The sequence below is a fragment of the Mesorhizobium sp. M1027 genome (assembly GCF_040318745.1).
Classification (GTDB): domain Bacteria; phylum Pseudomonadota; class Alphaproteobacteria; order Rhizobiales; family Rhizobiaceae; genus Mesorhizobium.
In genome coordinates, this window is record NZ_JAMYMW010000001.1 from 534,555 (window position 1) to 556,694 (window position 22,140).

19 protein-coding genes and 1 pseudogene are annotated in these 22,140 nt (G+C 62.5%); 10 read left to right on the top strand and 10 right to left on the bottom strand.

Annotated elements, in window-relative coordinates; translation table 11 throughout:
• Positions 1–3 precede the first annotated feature (3 nt).
• The gene (locus NKH50_RS02550; protein WP_352689968.1) at positions 4–831 is read right to left on the bottom strand and encodes a transporter substrate-binding domain-containing protein; all 828 of its coding nucleotides are present in this window, start codon (positions 829–831) and stop codon (positions 4–6) included.
• Between the two features lie 86 nt (positions 832–917).
• Here NKH50_RS02550 and NKH50_RS02555 point away from each other — a divergent pair, with 86 nt between their 5' ends.
• The gene (locus tag NKH50_RS02555) at positions 918–1,520 is read left to right on the top strand and encodes a DUF3011 domain-containing protein (protein ID WP_352876483.1); all 603 of its coding nucleotides are present in this window, start codon (positions 918–920) and stop codon (positions 1,518–1,520) included.
• A 27-nt stretch (positions 1,521–1,547) separates the two neighbouring features.
• On the opposite strand, the gene NKH50_RS02560 is transcribed toward NKH50_RS02555, so the two are convergent.
• The 6 genes from NKH50_RS02560 to NKH50_RS02585 form a co-directional block, all read right to left on the bottom strand.
• Positions 1,548–2,357 carry a molybdopterin-binding protein gene (locus tag NKH50_RS02560; protein ID WP_352876486.1) on the bottom strand — a complete coding sequence of 270 codons (810 nt, stop codon included), beginning with the start codon at positions 2,355–2,357 and terminating at the stop codon, positions 1,548–1,550.
• Between the two features lies 1 nt (position 2,358).
• Positions 2,359–3,237, bottom strand: a complete 879-nt coding sequence (locus tag NKH50_RS02565) for a cytochrome b/b6 domain-containing protein (protein ID WP_352876488.1) — start codon at positions 3,235–3,237, stop codon at positions 2,359–2,361.
• A 102-nt stretch (positions 3,238–3,339) separates the two neighbouring features.
• Positions 3,340–4,017, bottom strand: coding sequence for a DUF1345 domain-containing protein (locus tag NKH50_RS02570; RefSeq protein ID WP_352737115.1), 678 nt, complete (start codon positions 4,015–4,017; stop codon positions 3,340–3,342).
• 5 nt (positions 4,018–4,022) lie between these two features.
• Positions 4,023–4,490, bottom strand: coding sequence for a YaiI/YqxD family protein (locus NKH50_RS02575; protein WP_254818384.1), 468 nt, complete (start codon positions 4,488–4,490; stop codon positions 4,023–4,025).
• A 66-nt stretch (positions 4,491–4,556) separates the two neighbouring features.
• Complete coding sequence (gene gfa, locus NKH50_RS02580; protein WP_352508734.1) at positions 4,557–5,126, bottom strand: S-(hydroxymethyl)glutathione synthase; 570 nt, start codon at positions 5,124–5,126, stop codon at positions 4,557–4,559.
• Positions 5,127–5,196: 70 nt separating this feature from the next.
• Complete coding sequence (locus tag NKH50_RS02585) at positions 5,197–6,324, bottom strand: S-(hydroxymethyl)glutathione dehydrogenase/class III alcohol dehydrogenase (RefSeq protein WP_352876492.1); 1,128 nt, start codon at positions 6,322–6,324, stop codon at positions 5,197–5,199.
• Positions 6,325–6,536: 212 nt separating this feature from the next.
• On the opposite strand from NKH50_RS02585, the gene NKH50_RS02590 reads away from it, so the two are divergent.
• The 4 genes and pseudogenes from NKH50_RS02590 to NKH50_RS02605 all read left to right on the top strand — a co-directional run bounded on the left by NKH50_RS02590 (position 6,537) and on the right by NKH50_RS02605 (position 14,460).
• Positions 6,537–8,549 (top strand): acetyl-CoA carboxylase biotin carboxylase subunit, encoded by a 2,013-nt coding sequence (locus NKH50_RS02590; protein WP_352691085.1) that lies wholly within the window; start codon positions 6,537–6,539, stop codon positions 8,547–8,549.
• 422 nt (positions 8,550–8,971) lie between these two features.
• Positions 8,972–12,499 carry a DNA polymerase III subunit alpha gene (dnaE, locus tag NKH50_RS02595; RefSeq protein WP_352736657.1) on the top strand — a complete coding sequence of 1,176 codons (3,528 nt, stop codon included), beginning with the start codon at positions 8,972–8,974 and terminating at the stop codon, positions 12,497–12,499.
• A gap of 39 nt (positions 12,500–12,538) precedes the next feature.
• A complete protein-coding gene (locus NKH50_RS02600) occupies positions 12,539–13,549 on the top strand; it encodes a methyltransferase (RefSeq protein WP_352691088.1) in 1,011 nt (336 codons plus the stop codon).
• A 108-nt stretch (positions 13,550–13,657) separates the two neighbouring features.
• A pseudogene (locus tag NKH50_RS02605) lies at positions 13,658–14,460 on the top strand (ion channel).
• 9 nt (positions 14,461–14,469) lie between these two features.
• On the opposite strand, the gene NKH50_RS02610 reads toward NKH50_RS02605, so the two are convergent.
• Entirely contained in the window at positions 14,470–15,351 is an 882-nt protein-coding gene (locus NKH50_RS02610; protein ID WP_352736655.1) for a DMT family transporter, read from the bottom strand.
• 174 nt (positions 15,352–15,525) lie between these two features.
• Here NKH50_RS02610 and NKH50_RS02615 point away from each other — a divergent pair, with 174 nt between their 5' ends.
• Complete coding sequence (locus tag NKH50_RS02615) at positions 15,526–16,032, top strand: hypothetical protein (protein WP_352479038.1); 507 nt, start codon at positions 15,526–15,528, stop codon at positions 16,030–16,032.
• A gap of 3 nt (positions 16,033–16,035) precedes the next feature.
• On the opposite strand, the gene NKH50_RS02620 is transcribed toward NKH50_RS02615, so the two are convergent.
• Positions 16,036–17,364, bottom strand: coding sequence for a DNA polymerase IV (locus tag NKH50_RS02620; protein ID WP_352650470.1), 1,329 nt, complete (start codon positions 17,362–17,364; stop codon positions 16,036–16,038).
• 68 nt (positions 17,365–17,432) lie between these two features.
• On the opposite strand from NKH50_RS02620, the gene NKH50_RS02625 reads away from it, so the two are divergent.
• Both NKH50_RS02625 and NKH50_RS02630 read left to right on the top strand, forming a co-directional pair.
• Positions 17,433–18,008, top strand: a complete 576-nt coding sequence (locus NKH50_RS02625) for a GNAT family N-acetyltransferase (protein ID WP_352706581.1) — start codon at positions 17,433–17,435, stop codon at positions 18,006–18,008.
• Positions 18,009–18,105: 97 nt separating this feature from the next.
• A complete protein-coding gene (locus tag NKH50_RS02630) occupies positions 18,106–19,653 on the top strand; it encodes a hypothetical protein (RefSeq protein ID WP_352876497.1) in 1,548 nt (515 codons plus the stop codon).
• Between the two features lie 184 nt (positions 19,654–19,837).
• On the opposite strand, the gene NKH50_RS02635 is transcribed toward NKH50_RS02630, so the two are convergent.
• A complete protein-coding gene (locus tag NKH50_RS02635; RefSeq protein WP_254820136.1) occupies positions 19,838–20,137 on the bottom strand; it encodes a DUF3572 domain-containing protein in 300 nt (99 codons plus the stop codon).
• Positions 20,138–20,309: 172 nt separating this feature from the next.
• Here NKH50_RS02635 and NKH50_RS02640 point away from each other — a divergent pair, with 172 nt between their 5' ends.
• Entirely contained in the window at positions 20,310–20,726 is a 417-nt protein-coding gene (locus NKH50_RS02640) for a response regulator (RefSeq protein WP_352876500.1), read from the top strand.
• 33 nt (positions 20,727–20,759) lie between these two features.
• Positions 20,760–22,133 (top strand): PleD family two-component system response regulator, encoded by a 1,374-nt coding sequence (locus NKH50_RS02645; protein ID WP_352876503.1) that lies wholly within the window; start codon positions 20,760–20,762, stop codon positions 22,131–22,133.
• The last annotated feature ends 7 nt before the right edge of the window (positions 22,134–22,140 follow it).

The window sequence follows — 22,140 nt, forward strand, 5'->3', positions numbered from 1 at the left end:
ACCCTATTGTTTTGCGGGCTCGGGCTTGGCTGTCTCGAAGCGCGACATCCATTTGAAGCTGCCGAACCAGTAGCGGCGAACGCCGCCTATGGTGCCGTCGGCGGTGCGCGCGCCGATCCAGTTGTTGACGTATTGGATGAGGCGGACATCGTCCGGCCGCATGGCAAACGCTTCCGGCGTCCGCAACAGCGGGCCGCCCACCAGCTTGAGCTTGGCGTCATAAAGCCTGGCGGCCATTTGCGGCGTCGGCGATGTCGCCACCATCGCCTGTGCTTGCCCGCTGATGACGGCGGCGAAAACATCGGCCGCATTGTCGAATGACACGATGGCCGCTTTCGGGAATGCTTCCCTCGCGGCGGCTTCGTCCGTCGAGTTGGAGAGCACGGCGATCTTGTAGCCCGGCGCCGCCAGTACCTTGCCCGGCCTTTTCCCAAGACTGGCGATCGTCGCCACCATTCGGATATCGGCGGTACCGGTCTGGTCGGAGAACACCACCTCGCGTGCGCGTTCCGGCGTGCTGGCGTAGCCCGCCGCGATCATGTCGAAATCACCCTTGAGCAATCGCGTCTTGAGGTCGTTCCATGGCACCTCGACCAGCTTCAGGTCGACGCCGAGATCGGACGCCAGCGCACTGGTCAGGTCGACATCATAGCCGGCGAACTTCCCGTCGGCCTTCTTGAGGATCCATGGCGGGTTGAGCGCGACGCCGACTGTCAGTGTCTTCTGATCGATGATGCGCTTGAGGCTGTCGTCCGCCCGGGCTGGCAGCAGCGACAAAGCCAACCATGCAGAAAGGGCAAGTATAATAGTGGCGATAATCTTAGCGCGCATTAATATAACCTCACTGAGCCCGTCCGGTTGTCAGACTTACACAGAGGTGCCATTCTGTCGATAGCGGACCCTGATGGAGAGTTGCGATGTCGGCACGGATGGCGGTTACCGGTTCGATGATGTTCCTGGGTTGCATACTGGGCAACCCGGCGAAGCTTTCGTTGCTGCCGGCGGCAGCGCAGGCTGCGGGGGCAAAACGCGTGGTCTGCTCCAGCGCCGATTACCGTTATTCCTATTGCGGGGTCGATACGCGACGTGGCGTGCAGTTGACCTCCCGTCTGTCGAAGGCGCGTTGCGTATACGGTAGAAGCTGGGGCTATGACGGCGGCGGCATCTGGGTCGACAATGGTTGCTCGGCCGAATTCGCAGTCGCCGGCCCCAACCGTAACCCCTCTGCTGGCGACCTCGCCGCAGCCATTATCGTCGGCGGCGTGGTAGGCGCCATTCTCGACAACAGCAATTCGCATCGCCATCATTCCGATAATTACTATCCGAAGCCGCGCCCGCGCCGTTACGACCAATCAATCGATCCGACGCCGCAATTCGACAATCAGGGCAATCCCAACTTCGATACCCACGGCAACTACCAAGGACCGCACGGGCTTGGGAAGCTCGTCACCCCGGACGATAATCCCGACCTGAATCCGGCCCTGCGGAGCGACGGCGACGACAGCGACGGCGACAGTTAGTTAGGCGAAACTGAGATCAGGTTTCAGTCAGATGCCGCCGTACCAGTCGTAGCCATTGTCCTCCCAATAGCCGCCTCTGCCGCCGCCGATATTGGCGAAGCCGTCGACCAGCTCGATCTTGTAGAGGTATTTCGGCATCTTGTAGCCGAGCTGGCGCTCGACGCGGACGCGCAGCGGCGCGCCGTTCTCGACCGGCAGCGGCTTGCCGTTGAGGCCATAGGCAAGGATCGTCTGCGGATGACGGGCATCGATCAGGTCGATCGAGCCGTAATATTTGATATCGCCGGCAAGGCTGCGGTCGATCGTATCGAGGCAGTGGAACATGACATAGCGCGCCTGCGGCTTGACCACGGCCTGGTCGAGCACCAGCGACAGCGGCGTGCCGGTCCATTTGGCAATGCAGCTCCAGCCTTCGACGCAGTCGTGGCGGGTGATCTGGGTGCGGCTCGGCATATTCATCAGCTGCTCGCGGGTCAGCGACAGCGGCTTTTCGACAAGGCCGGAAACCTCCAGCCGCCAGTCGGCGAAATCGCTGGCGAGCAGGCCCTTGTAGAAATCGTCGTCGGGTGCGGTGACGCCGTTCGGCCGCTGCGGCTGGCGAATGTCGGCCTCGGTGAATTCCGGCGCCAGCGCATCAGCACCGGCAAGCAGTCGCTGCGCCCGCCAGGTCAGGCCATTGGCGCTTTCGAGGAAGCTGCGCAGGCTGTCGCCGACGCCAAGCTGGCTGTCGAAGGCGTCGCAGCCCGACAGCATGATGCCGGAAAGGCCGAGGCTGGCCGAGTTCAGGAACTTTCTTCGGCTTATCTGTAGCTTGGGGCTGATCTCGAATTTCGCCATGTCACGCACTCCTCTCTGGCGCATTGTCGGCATGCGCCGGCGGGTCGGTTCGATACCAGCCGGTGATGATTGAGCGCAGCTCGTTGATCGGACCGGCGGCCAGGATCATCAGGATGTGGATAATGAAGAAGGCGACGAGCAGCAGCATCACCGTGAAATGAATGGTGCGCGCCGTCTGTCGGCCGCCGAGCAGATCGTTCAGGAACGGCAGCACCGAATCCATGCTCGGCGACATGGCAAGGCCGGTGATGATCATCAGCGGCAGCAGCACGAACAGCACGCCGCCATAAGCCATCTTCTGCAAGGTGTTGTATTCGCGCCTGTGGTGAAACCTGAACCTGGCGTGGTCGACAATGTCTTGCGGCAGCCGCCTGAAATCATCGAGGCGCGGGGCAAGATCGCGGCGCAAATGGCCGTTGATGAGGCTGGCGACCAGCCAGACTAGCAGCGTGGTGGTCAGCACCCAGGCAAAGAAGAAATGAACGACGCGCGCGGTGCCGAGATCGTAATAGGAAGGAATCGTCGCCCAGGACGGGAAGGCCCGGGAAGTCTCCTGGCCGGCCGGACCCGACCAGCCGAGCACGCCGGTGGTATCGAAGCGCTTGCCGAAAATTTCGGTGTAACCGCGCGGGCCAGCCGCGGTATTCTCGGCGCCGATGGCGAAGATGGTGTTGTTGTAGCCAAAGCCCGACTCCTTGCCGATGTAGAGCTGCGGGCGGGCGTTGAAGATCTGCAGGCCGGAAAGCAGCATGAAGAACAGCGCGATCGCCCATAGCCAATGCGTCAGCCGCGTCCAGCGCGACTGGCGATAGATCAGCGTCACATCGCTCGGCGCGGCGGTATCTGCTCCGGCGGCTTGGTTTCTGGCAAGCGATTCCATCTGTTGTTTCCTCCGGCCGCGCGTTCGCCACAGCCTCGTCAGATCTCTTCTCTCCCAAATACGTCCCCAGCCTAAGCGATGTTTCACCCCATCACGGATTTATTACAGACTGCCGAGGCTGACGGCGAGGTTGACCGCGGCTGCCACAATGACAGTGTTGAAGAAGAACGACAGGATCGAATGCACAAGCACGACACGGCGCATTTGCGAGGTCGTGACGTTGGTGTCGGCGGTTTGCGCCGTCATGCCGATCACTGTCGAAAAATAGAGGAAATCCGAGCCCTCCGGCCGCTTGCCGCCCGGAAAGTCGAGGCCGCCGACTGGAATCCTCTTTTTGGTGTCGCCATCCATCGCATCGCCGTCCAACCAATAGAGATGCGCGTAGTGAAGTGCCGCCATGGCATGGATGGTCAACCAGCCAAGCGGGATGGACAGCAGCGCCACCGTAAGCTCGACGGCGTCCGCGCTCTTCTCCCTGTTGATCAATTGAAACAACGAAATGATGGCAATGGCGACCACAACCAGAGTGACCGCGAAGATCGCCAGTACCGGCAGGTCCGTGTCGCCTGCATTCTTGCGCAGATAGCTGCCGGTAAGCCGAGGCATGTGGGCGATGACAAGAACGAGATAGGCGGCAAAGAACACGTTGGCGCCGATCGAATAGGCAAGCGGCGCACGCCAGATCAGCGCTGCGCCAAAGGCTGCCACGCCGATGCAGGCCGACACCGCGAACAGCGTGTGGCGTCGCATGGGCATCTTGGTCGTGGTACCGGTCGCCATGGTTTTCAGTCCGCTGGCGCGGATTTCAGCGCTCGCCGTAGGATGCGGTCAAGCTCGCCTAGGAACCGCGAGCGATCCTGCGGCGCGAAGCTCGAATTGTAGCCCTTGCTCTCGCCGGTTTCGCGCAGGTGCTGCTTGAGGTCGCGCATCGCCACCGCCATGCCGATCGTTTCGGGCGTAAACGGGCGTCCGGTCGGACCAAGTACGTGGGCGCCAAGCGCCACCGCGCGCGCGGCAAGCGGGATATCGGCGGTCACCACAATGTCGTTGGACCGGGCATTTTCGACGATCCAGTCGTCGGCGGCATCGGCGCCCTTGGAGACGACGACATTGCGGATCATCGGATCGCGCGACGGACGCAAGCCGCCATTGGAGACGAAGGTGACGACGATGCCGTGCCGCTCGGCGACTTTTTCGACCTCGGCCTTCACCGGGCAAGCGTCGGCGTCGACGAGAATAGCAGGTGCGGGCATCGTTGTTCCAAATGTGAAAGAGCCGGGCGGCGTCGCCCGGCTCGATCGATGATGGTCGAGCGGCTACTAGGCCGGCAACGCGCCGGATCTTTTGGCCGTCCAGGTGGCGATATAGTCCATCAGGCCAGGATTGAGGCAATCATAAGGTTCGAGCCCGATCGACTTCAGCTGTGACCTTATGCCGTCCATGCGGCTGGGATCGACACCGGATTCAATGATCGACGAGACAAAGGCGGTGAAGCCCGGAGGCGACCAGCCATCCTCCTGGAAGCGCTCCGGATGGATGAAGGACAGCCCCTTGAAAGCGTGGTCGCGCTCGACCGGGCCGTGCATGTGGACGCCGCAGCCGGTGCAGGCATGGCGCAGGATCAGCGCGCCCGGATCGACCACCTTCAGCTTGTCGCCGTTTTCGGTCACCGTCACGTCGTTTGTACCGGCAACCGCCACGACCGAGAACAGCGCGCCTTCCGGCTTCCAGCATTTGGTGCAGCCGCAGGCATGATTGTGCGCGATCTGGCCCTTGACCTTCACCTTGACCGGGTTGCTGGTGCAGGCGCAGACCAGCGTGCCGCCGGCAAAATCGGGCTTTTCCCGTGGCAATCCATTGTCGATTTTAGGATGCAGTTTCTCCGGCATTTTTGTCTCCTCCCGTGTTGAACATGTGCATTGTCGGCCGTTGGCTGGTTAGCCGGCGGCTTTCTCCTCCTCAGTAAACCACGACGCTCCTGATCGACTTGCCTTCATGCATCAGGTCGAAGCCCTTGTTGATGTCCTCGAGCTTCAGCGTGTGGGTGATCATCGGATCGATCTCGATCTTGCCGGCCATGTACCAGTCGACGATCTTCGGCACGTCGGTGCGGCCGCGCGCGCCGCCGAAGGCGGTGCCCATCCAGGTGCGGCCGGTGACCAGCTGGAACGGCCGCGTCGAGATCTCCTGGCCGGCGCCGGCAACGCCGATGATGACCGACTTGCCCCAGCCGCGATGCGACGCTTCGAGCGCCTGGCGCATGACCTTGGTGTTGCCGGTGCAGTCGAAGGTGTAGTCGGCGCCGCCGATCTGGTCGGCGCCGCGCTTGGTCATATTGACGAGATGGGCCACGATGTCGCCGTCGATCTCCTTCGGATTGACGAAATGCGTCATGCCGAATTTCTCGCCCCATTGCTTCTTGTCGTTGTTCACATCGACGCCGATGATCATGTCGGCGCCGGCAAGGCGCAGGCCCTGGATGACGTTGAGGCCGATGCCGCCGAGGCCGAAGACGACCGCCGTCGCGCCTTGCTCGACCTTGGCCGTGTTGATCACAGCGCCGATGCCGGTGGTGACGCCGCAGCCGATGTAGCAGATCTTGTCGAAGGGCGCGTCGGCATCGACCTTGGCCACCGCGATCTCGGGCAGCACGGTGAAGTTGGAAAAGGTCGAGCAGCCCATATAGTGGAACAGCCTGTCCTTGCCGATCGAGAAGCGCGAGGTGCCGTCGGGCATCAGGCCCTGTCCCTGCGTGGCGCGGATGGCGGTGCACAGATTGGTCTTGCGCGACAGGCAGGACGGGCACTGCCGGCATTCCGGCGTATAGAGCGGGATGACATGGTCGCCCTTCCTGACCGAGGTGACGCCCTTGCCGATATCGACGACGATGCCGGCGCCCTCATGGCCGAGGATCGCCGGAAACAGGCCTTCCGGGTCGGCGCCCGACAGCGTGAACTCGTCGGTGTGGCAGATGCCGGTTGCCTTGATCTCGACCAGCACCTCGCCATCGCGAGGACCCTCGAGGTCGACCTCCATGATCTCCAGCGGCTTTCCGGCGGCGACGGCAACAGCGGCGCGCGTTTTCATCAGGCAATCCTCCCAAGACAGTCTGCAATCCAAGTTAGATTTAACTTACCATTCAGCTTCGCGCTATGCACGAAGCGACGTTCCGACCCCGGATTTTCGTCAGCGCCCGCCGATCTGCATGCGGGATAGGCTCCGACTTTGCCTTGACCGCCCTTCTGAAGCCCATAAAACGGGAAGCCCGTAAAAAAGGGCAGCCGAGGGACGAGGCCTGCATGTTCACAAAGATCCTGGTCGCCAACCGTGGCGAGATCGCCTGCCGCGTGATCAAGACGGCGCGCAAGATGGGCATCGTCACCGTCGCGGTCTATTCCGATGCCGACCGCGACGCCGTGCATGTCGAAATGGCCGACGAGGCGGTGCATATCGGGCCTTCGCCGGCCGCGCAAAGTTATCTGGTCCCGGAAAAGATCATCGCCGCCTGCAAGGCCACAGGAGCAGAGGCCGTGCATCCCGGCTACGGTTTCCTGTCCGAGCGGGCATCCTTCTGCGAAGCGTTGGAGCAGGAAGGCATCGTCTTTATTGGCCCGAAGCCTAAGGCCATCAAGGCGATGGGCGACAAGATCGAATCGAAGAAGTTCGCCAATACGGCCAAGGTGTCGACGGTGCCCGGCTGGCTCGGCGTCGTCGAGAACGCCGCCCATGCCGAAAGAATAGCCGGCGAAATCAGCTATCCCGTGATGATCAAGGCTTCGGCCGGCGGCGGTGGCAAGGGCATGCGCATCGCCTGGAGCAAGGCAGAGGTGCGCGACGGCTTCGACCGGGCGCGGTCGGAGGCCAAAAGCTCGTTCGGCGATGACCGCGTCTTCATCGAAAAGTTCATCGTCGATCCGCGCCATATCGAAATCCAGGTGCTCGCCGACGCGCATGGCAACACGCTCTATCTCGGCGAGCGCGAATGCTCGATTCAGCGCCGCAACCAGAAGGTCGTGGAGGAGGCGCCGTCGCCGTTCCTCGACGCCAAGACCCGCAAAGCCATGGGCGAGCAGTCGGTGGCGCTGGCCAAGGCCGTCGACTACCAGAGCGCCGGCACGGTCGAGTTCATCGTCGACAGCGACAAGAACTTCTATTTTCTGGAAATGAACACGCGGCTGCAGGTCGAGCATCCGGTGACGGAGCTCATCACCGGCATCGACCTGGTCGAGCAGATGATCCGCGTGGCGGCAGGCGAAAAGCTCGCCATCAAGCAGAGCGACGTCAAGCTGAACGGCTGGGCGGTGGAAAGCCGCCTCTATGCCGAAGATCCGTATCGCAACTTTCTGCCGTCGATCGGCAGGCTGACGAAATACCGGCCGCCGAAAGAGGGAAAATTCGGCGAAATCGTCATCCGCAACGATACCGGCGTTACCGAGGGCTCGGAAATCTCGATGTTCTACGACCCGATGGTCGCCAAGTTGTGCACCTGGGCGCCGACGCGGCTGGCGGCGATTGATGCGATGTCGGAAGCGCTGGACAGTTTCGTCGTCGACGGCATCGAGCACAACATACCGTTCCTGGCGGCGCTGATGCAGCATCCGCGCTGGCGGGAAGGGCGGCTATCGACGGCGTTCATCGCCGAGGAGTATCCCGACGGCTTCGCGCCCATTGTGCCGAACAGCGAAGAAAACGCGGTGCTGGCCGCGATCGCAACCGCGGTCGAACTGCTGCGCCGCGACCGGCTCGACCGGCTGGGCGGGCGGCTGGCGCCGCATTCGGGCGCCTTGAAACGCGACTGGGTGGTGAAGATCGGCCGGGATTATCTTTCGGTTGCCATCGTCGAAGGGATGATTTCCATTCCGATGGAGCTCGACCTCACAATCGACGGTGGCAAGGCACTGACCGTGGCATCCGACTGGCGGCCGGGCGATCTCATCTGGCGCGGCACGGTCGGCGGCCGCAAGGTCGCGGCGCAGGTCAGGCCGGTGCTGAACGGGTTCCGCATCGCCTGGAAAGGCATCTCGGTGACAGCCCGCGCCATGCTGCCGCGCACTGCCGAGCTCGAAAGGCTGATGCCGGAAAAAGTGGCGCCGGATACCTCGAAGATGCTGCTTTGCCCGATGCCCGGCCTCGTCGTGTCGATCGCCGTTGCCGAGGGGCAGGAGGTCAAGGCCGGCGAGACGCTTGCCGTGGTCGAAGCGATGAAGATGGAGAACGTGCTGCGCGCCGAGCGCGACCTCATCGTCTCGAAGCTCAACGCCAAGCCCGGCGACAGCCTTGCCGTCGATGCGGTGATCATGGAATTCGCGTGAGGCTGTAATCTGCTTGAGGTTGGTGGGACAAAGGGGAGCGAAGGAACGCGATCCTGCAATTGGTTGAGCACGCTCGCTTGAGGAGGGACAAGGCGAGGGGCGTGCGGAATTCGCTTTTTTTGCCCTCACAACGTATTTTGTTCTTGCTTTGTGCCGGCAGCTATGCTACTAATTTGGATATGGTGCTAAATGGCCCCAACGACCCGCCCGCTGTGGCGGGTTTTGTGTTTCCGGCCTGAGGTTGGCGGGACTGCGCCCCTCTCTGTCCTGCCGGACATCTCCCCCACGAGGGGGGAGATCGGCAGCTTCGGCGGTTGCTCTAAACGTCCAAAGCTCCAATCGCTTCTGCTGGACTCATGTTATCTGCTGCCGGACAATACATCTTGATCGACTGAGTCCCTGTGAGGCGGCGCGAAAAAACCATGGCGGATGAGAGACTTCCACGCGATCCCTTGCTGCGCGAGGCCTATGCAAAGGCATCGCGGGCAGAGGCGGAGGCGCGTCGGTTCATTCATCTGCGCGTGCATTCGGCCTATTCGCTACTCGAAGGTGCCTTGCAGCTCGGCAAGATCGTCGGCCATGCGGTGCAGGACGAATGCCCGGCAATCGCCGTCACCGACACCAACAACCTGTTCGGTGCGCTGGAATTCGCGCAAAAGGCAGTGAAGGACGGCATACAGCCGATCATCGGCTGCCAGATCGACCTCGCCTTTTCCGGTGAGGCGAACGACAGCCAGCGCGACCGCAGGCGGCAGGGGCCGGAGATGCGGCCGGTGGTCCTGATCGCCGCCACCGAGGCCGGCTACGGCAATCTGGTCAGGCTGGTCAGCCGCGTCTACCTTGAGACACCGCCCGGCGAGGCGGTGCATCTGACGAGCGAGATGCTGCAGAGAAATTCCGACGGTCTGATCTGCCTTACCGGCGGGCCGCGCGGTCCGATCGGCAATGCCTTGAAAGAGGACCGCCGTGAACTCGCCGAGACCCGGCTGCTGGCGCTCAAGGGTCTGTTCGGCGACCGGCTCTATGTCGAACTGGAACGGGTCTCCGGCTACGACCGCGCGATCGAGCAGTCGTCGGTCGATCTCGCCTACCGCCACGATCTGCCGCTGGTTGCCACCAACGAAGCGTTTTTCTTCTCTCGTGAAGACTATGAGGCGCATGACGCCCTGATCGCCATCGCCGAAGGTTCCGTGGTTGCGGCCGATAATCGCCGCCGCCTGTCGCCCGACAATTTCCTGAGAAGCCAGGCCGACATGGCGAGGCTGTTCGCCGACCTGCCGGAAGCGATCGACAACACCGTCGAGATCGCACTGCGCTGCTCCTACTATCCGCAGACACGAAACCCGATCCTGCCGCGCTTTGCCGGCCGCGATGTCGCCGATGCCGATGCGGCGGTCAAGGCGGAGGCGCAGGAGCTTGCCAGGCAGGCGCATGAAGGGCTGGCGGCGCGGCTGGCGGCGCACGGGCCGACGCCCGGCTATACAGTCGAGCAATATCGCGAGAGGCTGGATTTCGAGCTCGGGGTCATCGAGAAGATGAAATATCCCGGCTATTTCCTGATCGTTGCCGACTTCATCAAATGGGCCAAGGCGCAAGGCATTCCGGTCGGCCCGGGCCGCGGATCAGGCGCCGGCTCGCTGGTCGCGTATTCGACGACCATCACCGACATCGATCCGCTGCGTTTTTCGCTGCTGTTCGAGCGCTTCCTCAATCCCGATCGCGTGTCGATGCCCGACTTCGACATCGACTTCTGCCAGGACCGGCGCGAGGAGGTCATCCGCTACGTCCAGCAGAAATACGGCCGCGACCAGGTCGGCCAGATCATCACCTTCGGTACCCTGCAGGCGCGCGCCGTGCTGCGCGACGTCGGCCGCGTGCTGCAGATGCCTTACGGACAGGTCGACAAGCTGAGCAAGATGGTGCCGTCGAACCCGGCCAATCCGGTCAAGCTCGCCGACGCCATCGCCAACGAGCCGCGCTTTGCCGAGGAGGCCGAGCGCGAGCCGATCGTACAGACGCTGCTCGACACGGCGCAGAAGCTGGAAGGTCTGTACCGTCACGCCTCGACTCATGCCGCCGGCATCGTCATCGGCGACCGGCCGCTGTCAGAACTGGTGCCGATGTACCGCGATCCGCGCTCGGACATGCCGGTCACCCAGTTCAACATGAAGTATGTCGAGCAGGCCGGGCTGGTGAAGTTCGACTTCCTTGGCCTGAAGACGCTGACCGTGCTGGACAGGGCGGTCAAGCTGATCCGCCGCCGCGGCATCGAGATCGATCTCGCCCACATTCCGCTCGACGACCCGGAAACCTACGCCATGCTGTCGCGCGGCGAAGTGGTCGGCGTGTTCCAGGTGGAAAGTGCCGGCATGCGCAAGGCGCTGATCGGCATGCGGCCCGACTGTATCGAGGACATCATCGCGCTGGTTGCGCTCTACCGGCCGGGACCGATGGAGAACATCCCGACCTACAACGCCAGAAAGCACGGCGAGGAGGAGATGGCGTCGATCCACCCGAAGATCGACCATCTCGTCAAGGAGACGCAAGGCGTCATCGTCTACCAGGAACAAGTGATGCAGATTGCGCAGGAGCTCTCCGGCTATTCGCTGGGCGAAGCCGATCTGCTGCGCCGCGCCATGGGCAAGAAGATCCGCGCCGAGATGGACAAGCAGCGCGAGCGCTTTGTTTCGGGCGCGGTCGAGCGCGGCGTCGGCAAGCCGCAAGCCGACTTCATCTTCGACCTGCTGGCAAAGTTTGCCGACTACGGTTTCAACAAATCGCATGCCGCCGCCTATGCCGTCGTCTCTTACCAGACCGCCTATCTGAAGGCGCATTACCCCGTCGAATTCCTGGCGGCATCGATGACGCTCGACATGGGCAATACGGACAAGCTCGCCGATTTCCGCCAGGATGCGCTGCGCCTCGGCATCGAAGTGGTGGCGCCGTCGGTGATGACGTCGTTCCGGGATTTCGAGGTCGGCGAGAATCGCATCTTCTATTCGCTGGCCGCGCTCAAGGGCGTCGGCGACGCCGCAGTCGAGCACATCGTCGCCACGCGCGGCGAAAAACCGTTCAAGAGCCTCGCCGATTTCTGCGAAAGGGTCGATCCGAAGATCGTCGGCAAACGCGTCTTCGAGAGCCTGATCATGGCCGGCGCGCTCGACTGCTTCGGTCTCGACCGGGCGGCGATGATGGCCGGCGTCGAGCGGATGATGGGGCTGGCGTCCTTGGCGCAGCAGAATGCCGTCACCGGCCAGCACGACATCTTTGGCGCCTCGCTGGGCGCACAGTCGCAGGCACTCAACTTGCCGGCGACCGACCCCTGGCTCGCCGCCGACCGCCTGCACCGTGAATTCCAGGTGGTCGGGTTCTATCTCTCGGCGCATCCGCTCGACGAATACAAGGCGGCGCTGCAGAAAATGCGGGTGCAGACCTGGGCCGAATTCTCGGCCGCCGTCAAACGCGGTGCGGCCGCCGGCCGGCTCGCCGGGACGGTGACCACCAAGCAGGAACGCAAGACGCGCACCGGCAACAAGATGGGCGTCGTGCAGTTTTCCGACACGTCCGGCCAGTATGAAGCGGTGCTGTTTTCCGAGGGACTGGCGCAATATCGCGACCTGCTCGAGCCCGGCCGCTCGGTGGTCATCACCGTTTCGGCCGAGGACAGGCCGGAAGGCGTCAATCTGCGCATCCAGACCGTGCAGTCGCTGGAAGACGAGGCAAGCCGCGTCCAGAAAGCGCTACGCATCTTCGTGCGCGACGCAGCACCGATCGGCACGCTTGCCGGCCAGCTTGCCGTCAAGGGCGAGGGACAGGTAAGCTTTGTGCTGATAAAGGACGACGGCCAGGGGGAGGTCGAGATCGAATTGCCCAGTCGTTATCGTATCTCGCCTCAGATCGCGTCAGCCATGCGCGCGGTGCCGGGCGTGGTTGAAGTGGAGCTGGTTTAAGATACCGAAACCTTCGGGTTTTGGCGATTGGGGGGCGCCATGGATGAACGCGCAGCCGCTTTCGAACTAACACGGATGGTCAACGGGTACCGCGTCTCGCAGGCGATCTCGGTCGCCGCGACGCTCGGCATCGCCGACCACATCAAGGGCGGCAAGCGCTCGGCAGCAGATCTTGCAAGCCTGACCGACACACATCCGCGCGCGCTCTATCGGTTGCTGCGGGCGCTTGCGGCGGTCGGCATATTTCACGAGGCAGAGGACGGGCAGTTCTCGCTAACGCCGCTTGGCGCCGCCTTGCGCTCCGATGCTGAGTTTTCCGCTGCACCCTGGGCCGCCTTCGTCGGAAGGCCCTATTACCGGCAAGCGTGGAGCGAACTGCTCTACAGCATCCAAACCGGCAAGAACGCATTTCGCCACGCGCATGGCAAGGGCGTCTGGGAATACCGGGCAGAGCATCCAGAGGAGTCCGCTATCTTCGATCGCGCCATGGCAGCGAATTCGCGCGGCGTGGCGGCAGCCATCCTGGCGGCGTATGATTTTTCGTCGTTTCCGGTCATCATGGACGTCGGCGGTGGCCAGGGCGCGCTGCTTGCCGAAGTCCTGGCCGCGACCCCGGGCAGCCGCGGCATCCTTTTCGACCAGCCGCATGTGGTAGCGCCGGCCGCCTCGGTGCTGGCGGCGAAAGGTGTCGCCGATCGCTGTGAGATCGTCGGAGGCGATTTCTTTGCCGAGCTGCCCGTGGCGGCCGACGCGCTGCTGCTCAAATGGATTTTGCATGACTGGGACGACGAGACCAACGTCGCGATCCTGCAAAACTGTCGCCAGGCGATCCGTGCGGGCGGCAAGTTGCTGGTTTTTGAGGCCGTGCTTGAGCCGCCCAATCAGGGGGCGAATGCCAAATTCTCCGACCTCAACATGCTGGTCGCGCCCGATGGCCAGGAGCGGACGGCCGATGAATTCAAGTCGCTGCTGGCAAAGGGTGGCTTCGAGGTGACCGAGATCATCCAGGCAGGGCCACGCATCAGCGTTGTAGAGGCAAGGCCGGTTTGATCGCGGCTGAAGCCATTTGCCGCAACCGCCGGGATCGGTCGGATGGCGCAAGCTTCCGCCTGCGCTGTCCACTGGACGTCTGTCGCAGCGAAGGCTATCGCGATCGTCATGAAGGTAGCTGACAAGAACGGAGCCCAAGATATTTCAGCCTTGGCCCGGCTGCGCGACATGTTGCGCAAGCTGTATCACGGGCGCACAGCGGCGGCGTTCCGGTTTCAGCTTGCGGCTGTTGTCATCGACCTTGCCATCATTGCCTTTTTCATCGCCACGCCGGTGATCCAGAAGTCGTCTTCGTTCCTCTGGCTGGACTACTCCGTGGCAGCACTTGTCGCCGCCGACATGATTGCCCGGCTGCTTGCCTCCAACGACATGCTGCGCCTGATGAAACAGCCGGCGTCGTGGATTGATGCCTTCATCCTGCTGACTCTGCTGATGCCTACGGCGCTGGCCAATCTCGGTTTTTTGCGCATCCTGCGGCTGTGGTCGCTGTCGCGTAGCGGCGCGCTGTGGCGATTTCTCGAGATGCGCGTTTCAGGCGATGGCGCGAGGCGAGCCGTGCGGTCATCAATTTCCTGACATTCCTCTTTGTCATCACGGGTTTCGTCTACACCTTCTTCTTCCGCACCGTGGGTGGTCTCGAGGGCTATGTCGATGCGCTGTATTTCACGGTCGCCACGGTCACCACGACCGGTTTCGGTGACATCGTCCTGCCCGGTGTGGCCGGCAAGCTCACCGCGATCGCCACCATGATCATTGGCATATCGCTGTTCGTCCGGCTTGCACAGGCGCTCTTCCGTCCCACCAACGTGTTCTTTCCTTGCCCGCAATGCGGGCTGCAGCGGCACGAGCCCGACGCCGTTCATTGCAAGGCCTGTGGGCACGTTCTGAACATACCCGACGACGGCGATTGAAACGCAGGGCTACGCTGCCGCCACTTCCGCAGGTTTGGCGGCTTTTTTCTGCAGATTGAGCAGATTGCCAAGCAGGATCAGCAGGGCGCCGCCGGCGGTGAAGGCGTCGATCTGCTCGCGATAAAGCAGCCATCCGATCATCGCCGACAGCGGTACGCGCAAAAAGTCCATTGGCGAGATGACCGTCGCATCGGCATAGACAAGTGCGCGGGCCATGCAGAAATGCGACGACATGCCGGTAAACGCGATCAGCAGGATCCACGGCCAGAGCTCGAGCGACGGGTTGCGCCATTCGTAAAGCGCCGGGACGAGGCCAAGCACCGACTGGATGATCAGCATCCAGAAGATGATGCGCACGACGCTGTCCGTCCGCGTCAGCGACTTGACGAGAACCACCGAGACGCCGAAGCAGACCGCTGCTCCCAGCACGATAACATGCCCCGGATTGACCGCGCCGACGCCCGGACGCACGATGATCACCACGCCGATCAGCCCCAGCACGATCGCCGCCAGCCTTGGCCGGGAGAGCCTTTCGCCGAGGAAAGCTACCGCCAGCAGCGCAGTCCAGATCGGCGTCGTGAATTCGATCGAGATCAGCACCGCAAGCGGGATCAGCGTCAAGGCATAAAGCCAGGCAGCCTGGCCGGTATAATGGACGACGTTGCGGGCGAGATGGGCCAACGGGCGTCCGGTGCGCATCGCCGGAAAACCGCCTGACATCATGACCAGCGGCAGCAGGATGAAAAAGCCGATCACCGAGCGCAGCTCGAGCACCTGGAAGACGTTGAGTTCTGCCGTCGTGGCGCGGCCGGCCACCGACATCGCCAGGAACGAGGCGATCGACAGCGCCATCCAGAACGCGGCCTTGGGGATCGAGGGTGCGGGTGCCATGGGCGCTATGTCGCAAGCCGGCGCTTTCATCGCAACCGCTAGCCGGCGCATTCGACTGGGCCAGCCGTGAAGCGTTGCAAACAGTGATGTTGAAGCCGGAACCCGCTGCTGAGGGAAGCGTTGGTCCCTCAGTGTTTGCGTGCTGTGTTTTGGATACCAACGAGGAGCGGTCCGATGAAATCACTTGCACGATTTGTACTTGCCGGGTGCCTGACGGCCGGGGCCGGCGCAGCGCATGCCGACGATCCGGATTTTCTTCGCTCATTCCAGGGGAATTTCGCCGGCAAAGGCACCGTCAAGGTCACCACCGATGCGCCGACGGTGAATGTCTCCTGTCATTTCAATTCCGACGCAACGTCGAGCTCGCTATCGCTCGACGGCAGCTGCCGCGGTCTTATCGTGGTGACGCGCGCCATCAGCGCCGATCTCAAATCGAGCGGGACGAAATACACCGGCACCTATGTCGGATCGCGCACCGGGCCGGCGCAATTGAGCGGCAGCCGCTCCGGCAACGCGATCAATCTCGGCATTCGTTGGGCCAAGGAGGTCAATGGCGACCGCAGGGCGCAAATGACTGTTGAGAAAACCGGCGAGGACGGCATGCGGCTGACCGTTATCGATACCGATCCGAAAACCGGCAAGAGTGTGGTGACCAGCAGGATCGATCTGCGGCGCACCTGACTATCACTCCTCGACCGGTTCGGGCGGATGGGCATCGCGGCCCTTGCCGAAGGTATAGCCGGTTTCCACCGCCCTGCGGCCGAACTTGCCGCGCAGCGTATCGATAGCGCCTTCGGCCATGGCGCGCTTGCGTGACTGGACGTCGACCAGATCGGGCGGGTCCGCCCGGTCATCGTCGGAGAGGTCGCTGACGCCAATGCCGAGCAGCCGGTATTTCGTGCCGTCGGCCTCCTTGCGCAGCAGTTCGAGCCCGGTCTGAAAGATGCGGTCGGCCAGCCGGGTCGGATCGCCGAGCTGGCGATTGCGCGTACGGATCTTGAAATCCTGGGTCTTCAGCTTGAGGACGACGGTGCGTCCGGCAATGCCGGACTTTTTCAGCCGGGCCGAGACTTTTTCCGACAGCGCCCTCAGCACCGAAACCAGGTCGTCGACGGAGGCGATGTCGGTGTCGAAAGTGGTTTCCGCCGAGACGCTTTTCGCGTCCTGGTCGGGAACGACGCGACGGTCGTCCTCGCCGCGCGAGAGCCGGTAGAGCCGGTCACCCATAACGCCGTAGCGGCGCATCAGATCGCCGCGCTCCATGCGCTGCAGCTGGCCGATGGTGCGGATGCCGTCGCGCTCGAGCGTGACGGCAAAGGCCTTGCCGACCCCCCAGATCAGCGTCACCGGCTGCTCGGCCAGGAAGCCGATAGCCTCGGTCTCGCCGATCACCGAAAAGCCGCGCGGCTTGCGGAAGTCCGATGCCACCTTGGCCAGGAACTTGCAGTAGGAAAGGCCAGCTGAAACGGTGATGCCGATCTCCTTTTCCACGCCGAGTGCGAAGCGCGCCAGCACCACCGCAGGCGGCAGGCCATGCAAGCGCTCGGTGCCGGCGAGGTCGAGAAAGGCCTCGTCGATCGAGAGCGGCTCGACCAGCGGCGTCAGCGCCTGCATCATGGCGCGCACCTCGCGGCCGACGCGCACGTATTTTTCCATGTCCGGCGGGAGGACCACCGCTTCGGGACAGGCTTCGAGCGCCTTGAACATCGGCATTGCCGAGCGAACGCCATGGATCCGGGCGATGTAGCAGGCGGTGGATACGACGCCACGCTTGCCGCCGCCGATGATCAATGGCCGGTCCTTCAACGCCGGGTTGTCGCGCTTTTCGACCGCCGCGTAGAACGCGTCGCAGTCGATATGGGCAAGGCGCAACCGGTAGAGCTCCGGATGGCGCGCGAGCCTTGGACTGCCGCAGCGCTCGCAACGGCGTGCCTCGCTGCGCTGAAAATTCAGGCAGTCGCGGCAAAAACCGTGTTCGGGGTTGTTGACAGGAGCCGCCATCGCTGCGAACATAAAGAGAACAAATGCAATGGTACGTCAGGACGGACGCCACGACAAGGCGGTGGGCCGGGAGAGAGCTCATGAATACGACCATAGCGCCGCTAGTGCCTGAGCTTTGGGCGGATTTCGAGGATCTTTTCGGCAAGCAGGGCGCCTGTTACGGCTGCTGGTGTACGCATTTCCGGTTAGCGCCTGCGGTGCGCCGCGCGAGCAATCGCGAGCGCAACAAGGACCACATCAAGGCGCGAATCGAGGCCGGGCCGCCGCCCGGCCTGTTGGCTTTCGAGGGTGGCCAGGCGGTCGGCTGGATGCAGATCGGCCCGCGTGCCGACGTGCCCGAATGGAACAACCAGGGCAGGGGGTCGGCGCCGATCGATCCCGCCGACGCCGCCGATCCGGGCGTCTGGGCGATCTCCTGCTTCTTCATCCGCACCAAGGCACGCGGCAGAGGCCTGTCGCACCGCCTGGTCGCGGGCGGCATCGAGTTCGCCCGCCAGAACGGCGCGCGCCTGATCGAGGCCTGCCCCATCGACCTGTCGAAGGATTCGCGGTCGATCGGGCTGTTCGTCGGCTCGTCGCGGGTCTTCGAAAAGGCCGGGTTCCAGCGGTTGGTCGAACGCAAGCCAGGCCGACCGCTGGTGCGGCTGGTGCTTTAGCAGCCGTCGCAACACATAGGCCTTCTCTTGCGGCTGCGATGGGATTTGCCTACCAGTGATAGAACGGCTTGAGGGCCGCGACTAAGTGAGGATCGACATGAAGCGCGTTTTGCCAGTTGTTTTACTTCTTGCCTGCAGCGCACCGGCCTTCGGCCAAGCGGTCGACAGGCAAGGCGCGAAGCAGCTTTCCGACGATCTGGCGCACTATATCGGCAAGAAGCCGTTCGACATCGGGTTCGTGAAAATTTCAGTCGACGGCGATGCCTACAAGCTCGCTTTCGACTTCAAGCCGGTCACGGATTTGATGGCAAAGCAGCAGGCCTTCAAGTTCGACGTCACGCCTTACTTCATCTTGGTCAAGCCACGCAAGGATGGATACTGGGAGGTTTCGGCGGACGTGTCCCCGAAGGGGTCTATCGATTTCGTTGGCCCTGAGGGGGCGCAGCACATCGACTTCTCCGTGTCGGACAACAAGTTCACCGGAGTTTATGACCCTGACCTGGCCGCTTTCGCGAGCGCAACCGGTTCGATGGCTGGCATGACGATGACCACCCGAGAGTCTAAGCAGCAGGCGGATGTCACGGTCGGCGCTGGCACTGCCGCAATAGTTTCGACCAAATCCGCAAATGGCGGCATCGATTTCACGGTGACGGAAAAAATAACGAACTTCGCCGAAACGATCAAAGTCAACGATCCCAAAAATGGGTTGAGTTTTCCGGCTGCTGTAAAAGCGCCTGAACTTTCCGTGGACGCGACCGGCAAGGGTTTGCGGACAAAGCCGCTGCTCGACCTGCTTGCTTTCATCGTGGCGACTGATGATACAGCCAAATTCAAGGCGGATGAGGCGGAGTTCAAATCGCTTCTGACGGCAGCACTGCCATTGTGGGAGCGGATCGACGGCACCTACAGCTTCAAGGACTTTGTGGTCGAGAGCCCGGTAGGCAAGTTCGGCGCGACGCAACTGAATACCGCCGTCGGCATGGACGGCATCGCCAAGGACGGCAAGATCAACTACGCGTTCAAGGTTTCCGGCCTGACAATGCCACAGCAGGTGCTGCCCAGCTGGAGCGTTGCGTTGCTGCCGACCGATATCGACCTCAACTTCGGCGGCACCAACATCGATCTGGACAGCATGGCGAAGAAAACCATCGAAACCCTTGATTTCAGCAAGGATCCACCGCTGCCGGCAGATTTCGGCAAGCAGATCTTCGCCGATTTCCTGGCCAAGACGCCAAAGGCCACTCTCGGACACAGCACGATCAAGAACGGCAACATCGAGATTGCGATCGAAGGTGAAATGACGTTCCCCGGCAAGAAGCCGGAGGCGAGCATGACCATCGATGTCGCGGGCTATGACAAGATCGTGGAGGCCCTGCAGACGGCGGCCAAGACCGAACCGGAAGCGGCACAGTATTTTCCGTTCGCACTCGCCGTCAAGGGGTTCGGCAAGGCACTGCCGGATGGTCGACTGGAATGGATCATCAACGCCAAGGCAGACGGCTCGGTCACGGTCAACGGCGCCATGCTGAAGCCGGCCGATGCCGTTCAGGACAACCCCATCATGGACCCAAGCGATGTTACCGTTCCGGATCATGGCTCGGGCGAGAATGACGATGGCGGGGCAGGGGCGAAGTTGAAACCGTAAATGCCGAGGTTGGAGCGGTTCATCGTTTCACGAAAACGCCGATCCGCTCCATGTCTTTGTTTTTGCGCAATTCCAGACGGAAAACCGTTTCACCCTTTTCCTGGAATTGCTCTCCACGCGGCTGGCGTCAAAGCCCGAGTGCACTCACGATTTTCGGCGCGGCGATCTGTCTCGGGATCGTCCCTTATATCGAACGCTCATGATTGTCGTCGCCGAGCGGCAGCGCCCGCAATGCCTTGCCGATTGCGGCGGGCGGCGTTCCGGTCTCCTCGGAAAAACGCATCAGCGTCGGCTCGTGGGCAAGGATGAACTGCAGCACGCCGGCCAGGAATCCCGGTTCACCCGCCGCCTGGCGGATGGAATGAGCTTCGATGCCGGTGATCGCCAGGAAGCGGGGCAGAAGTTCCGGATCGGCGGCGACGAAGCCCAGCGCCTTTACGGCAATGGTTTCCGCTTCCTCGCGCATTGACGCTGCGTTTGCCATCGCTACCTTCCTTCGTGGGCGGAATCGTTCTGTTTTCGCAGTAGTGGCAAGTGTCGCCGGCAGCAAGCTCGCCGACCTGGAATCCGAAAGCTTTTAGGGCGGCCGGTTTCCGTTTCGTCAATCATATTGCCGTATAGTGGGAACAGGTTTGGTGCGTGCCGACAAGGGGCGCATGACGGCACCCTTCGAGTGGAAGGTCAGCCGGGACGGGAAATCGATGCCAAAGAAGGTTATGATCGTCGAAGACAACGAGCTCAACATGAAGCTCTTTCGCGACCTCATCGAAGCGAGCGGCTACGAGACGGTGCGCACACGTAACGGCCTGGAAGCGCTGGATCTGGCGCGGCAGCACAGGCCGGACCTCATCCTGATGGACATCCAGCTGCCGGAAGTATCGGGCCTCGAGGTCACCAAATGGCTGAAGGAGGACGACGATCTCCATGTCATCCCGGTCATTGCGGTCACCGCCTTCGCCATGAAGGGGGACGAGGAGCGCATTCGCCAGGGCGGCTGCGAAGCCTATATCTCCAAGCCGATCTCGGTGCCGCGTTTCATCGAAACCATCAAATCCTACCTGGGCGATGCCTGATGTATTTTTCCAGCCGAGCCGGAGCTTTGTGAAATGACCGCGCGGATCCTCGTCGTCGACGACATCCCAGCCAATGTCAGGCTGCTGGAGGTTCGGCTGCTCGCCGAATATTTCGAGGTTCTGACCGCCACCAACGGGCCGGATGCGATCGAGATCTGCGAGAACGGCAAGGTCGACGTCGTGCTGCTCGACGTGATGATGCCCGATATGGACGGCTTCGAGGTTTGCCGGCGGCTGAAGGGCGACCCGGCGACATCGCACATCCCGGTCGTGATGATCACCGCGCTCGACCAGGTTTCGGACCGGGTGCGTGGCCTTGAGGCCGGCGCCGACGATTTTTTGACCAAGCCGGTCAACGATCTGCAGCTGATGACGCGCGTGAAGAGCCTGGTCAGGCTGAAGTCGCTGACCGACGAGCTGCGGCTGCGCGCCTCGACGACACGCAATATCGGCATCGAGGAGCTTTTGAGCCGCAACTTCGCTACCGATGACGCGGTGCCGAAGGTGCTGCTGGTCGACGAGCGCAAATCCTCGTTCGAGCGCATCCAGAAGATGCTGCGCGGCAGTGCCGCTCTCGACGTCGCCAACGATCCGCATGCCGGCTTCTTCCAGGCCGCCGAGCTGCCCTACGAATGCGTGATGATCTCGACGGCCTTCGCCGATTTCGACCCGCTGAGGCTCTGCTCGCAATTGCGCTCGCTTGATCGCACCCGTTTCCTGCCGATCATCCTTCTGGCGGACGAGGGCGAGGAGGGGCGTATCATCCGCGGCCTCGAACTCGGCATCAACGATTATCTGATGCGGCCGATCGACCAGCAGGAGCTGACGGCGCGGCTGCGTACGCAGGTTCGCCGCAAGCGCTACAACGACCAGCTTCGCGCCAGTGTCACCCAGACTATAGAGATGGCGGTGACCGATGCACTGACCGGCCTGCACAACCGCCGCTATCTGGACAGCCATCTGCAGACGCTGTTCGACCGCGCCGTAGCACGGCGCCGGCCGCTGTCGGTGATGATCACCGATCTGGATCGCTTCAAGACCATCAACGACGCGTACGGCCATGACGGCGGCGACGACGTGCTGCGCGAATTCGCGCGGCGGCTGCGCAAGAATGTGCGCGGCATCGATCTAGCCTGCCGCTTCGGTGGCGAGGAGTTCGTGGTGGTGATGCCGGACACGGACGGCGCGGTAGCCGAAAAGGTCGCCGAGCGCATTCGCGCCGAAATCGCCCAACTGCCGTTTGCCGTTGGCAGCGAGGGCAAAGCGATCGAAGTCACCGTCAGCGTCGGCGTGTCGTCGGTGCTGAAAGGCGTGGACACGGTCGCGGCGCTGATGAAACGAGCCGACCTCGCGCTCTATGAGGCCAAGAGCGGCGGCCGCAATCGCGTCGTCGCCAAGGCGGCGTAGCACCATA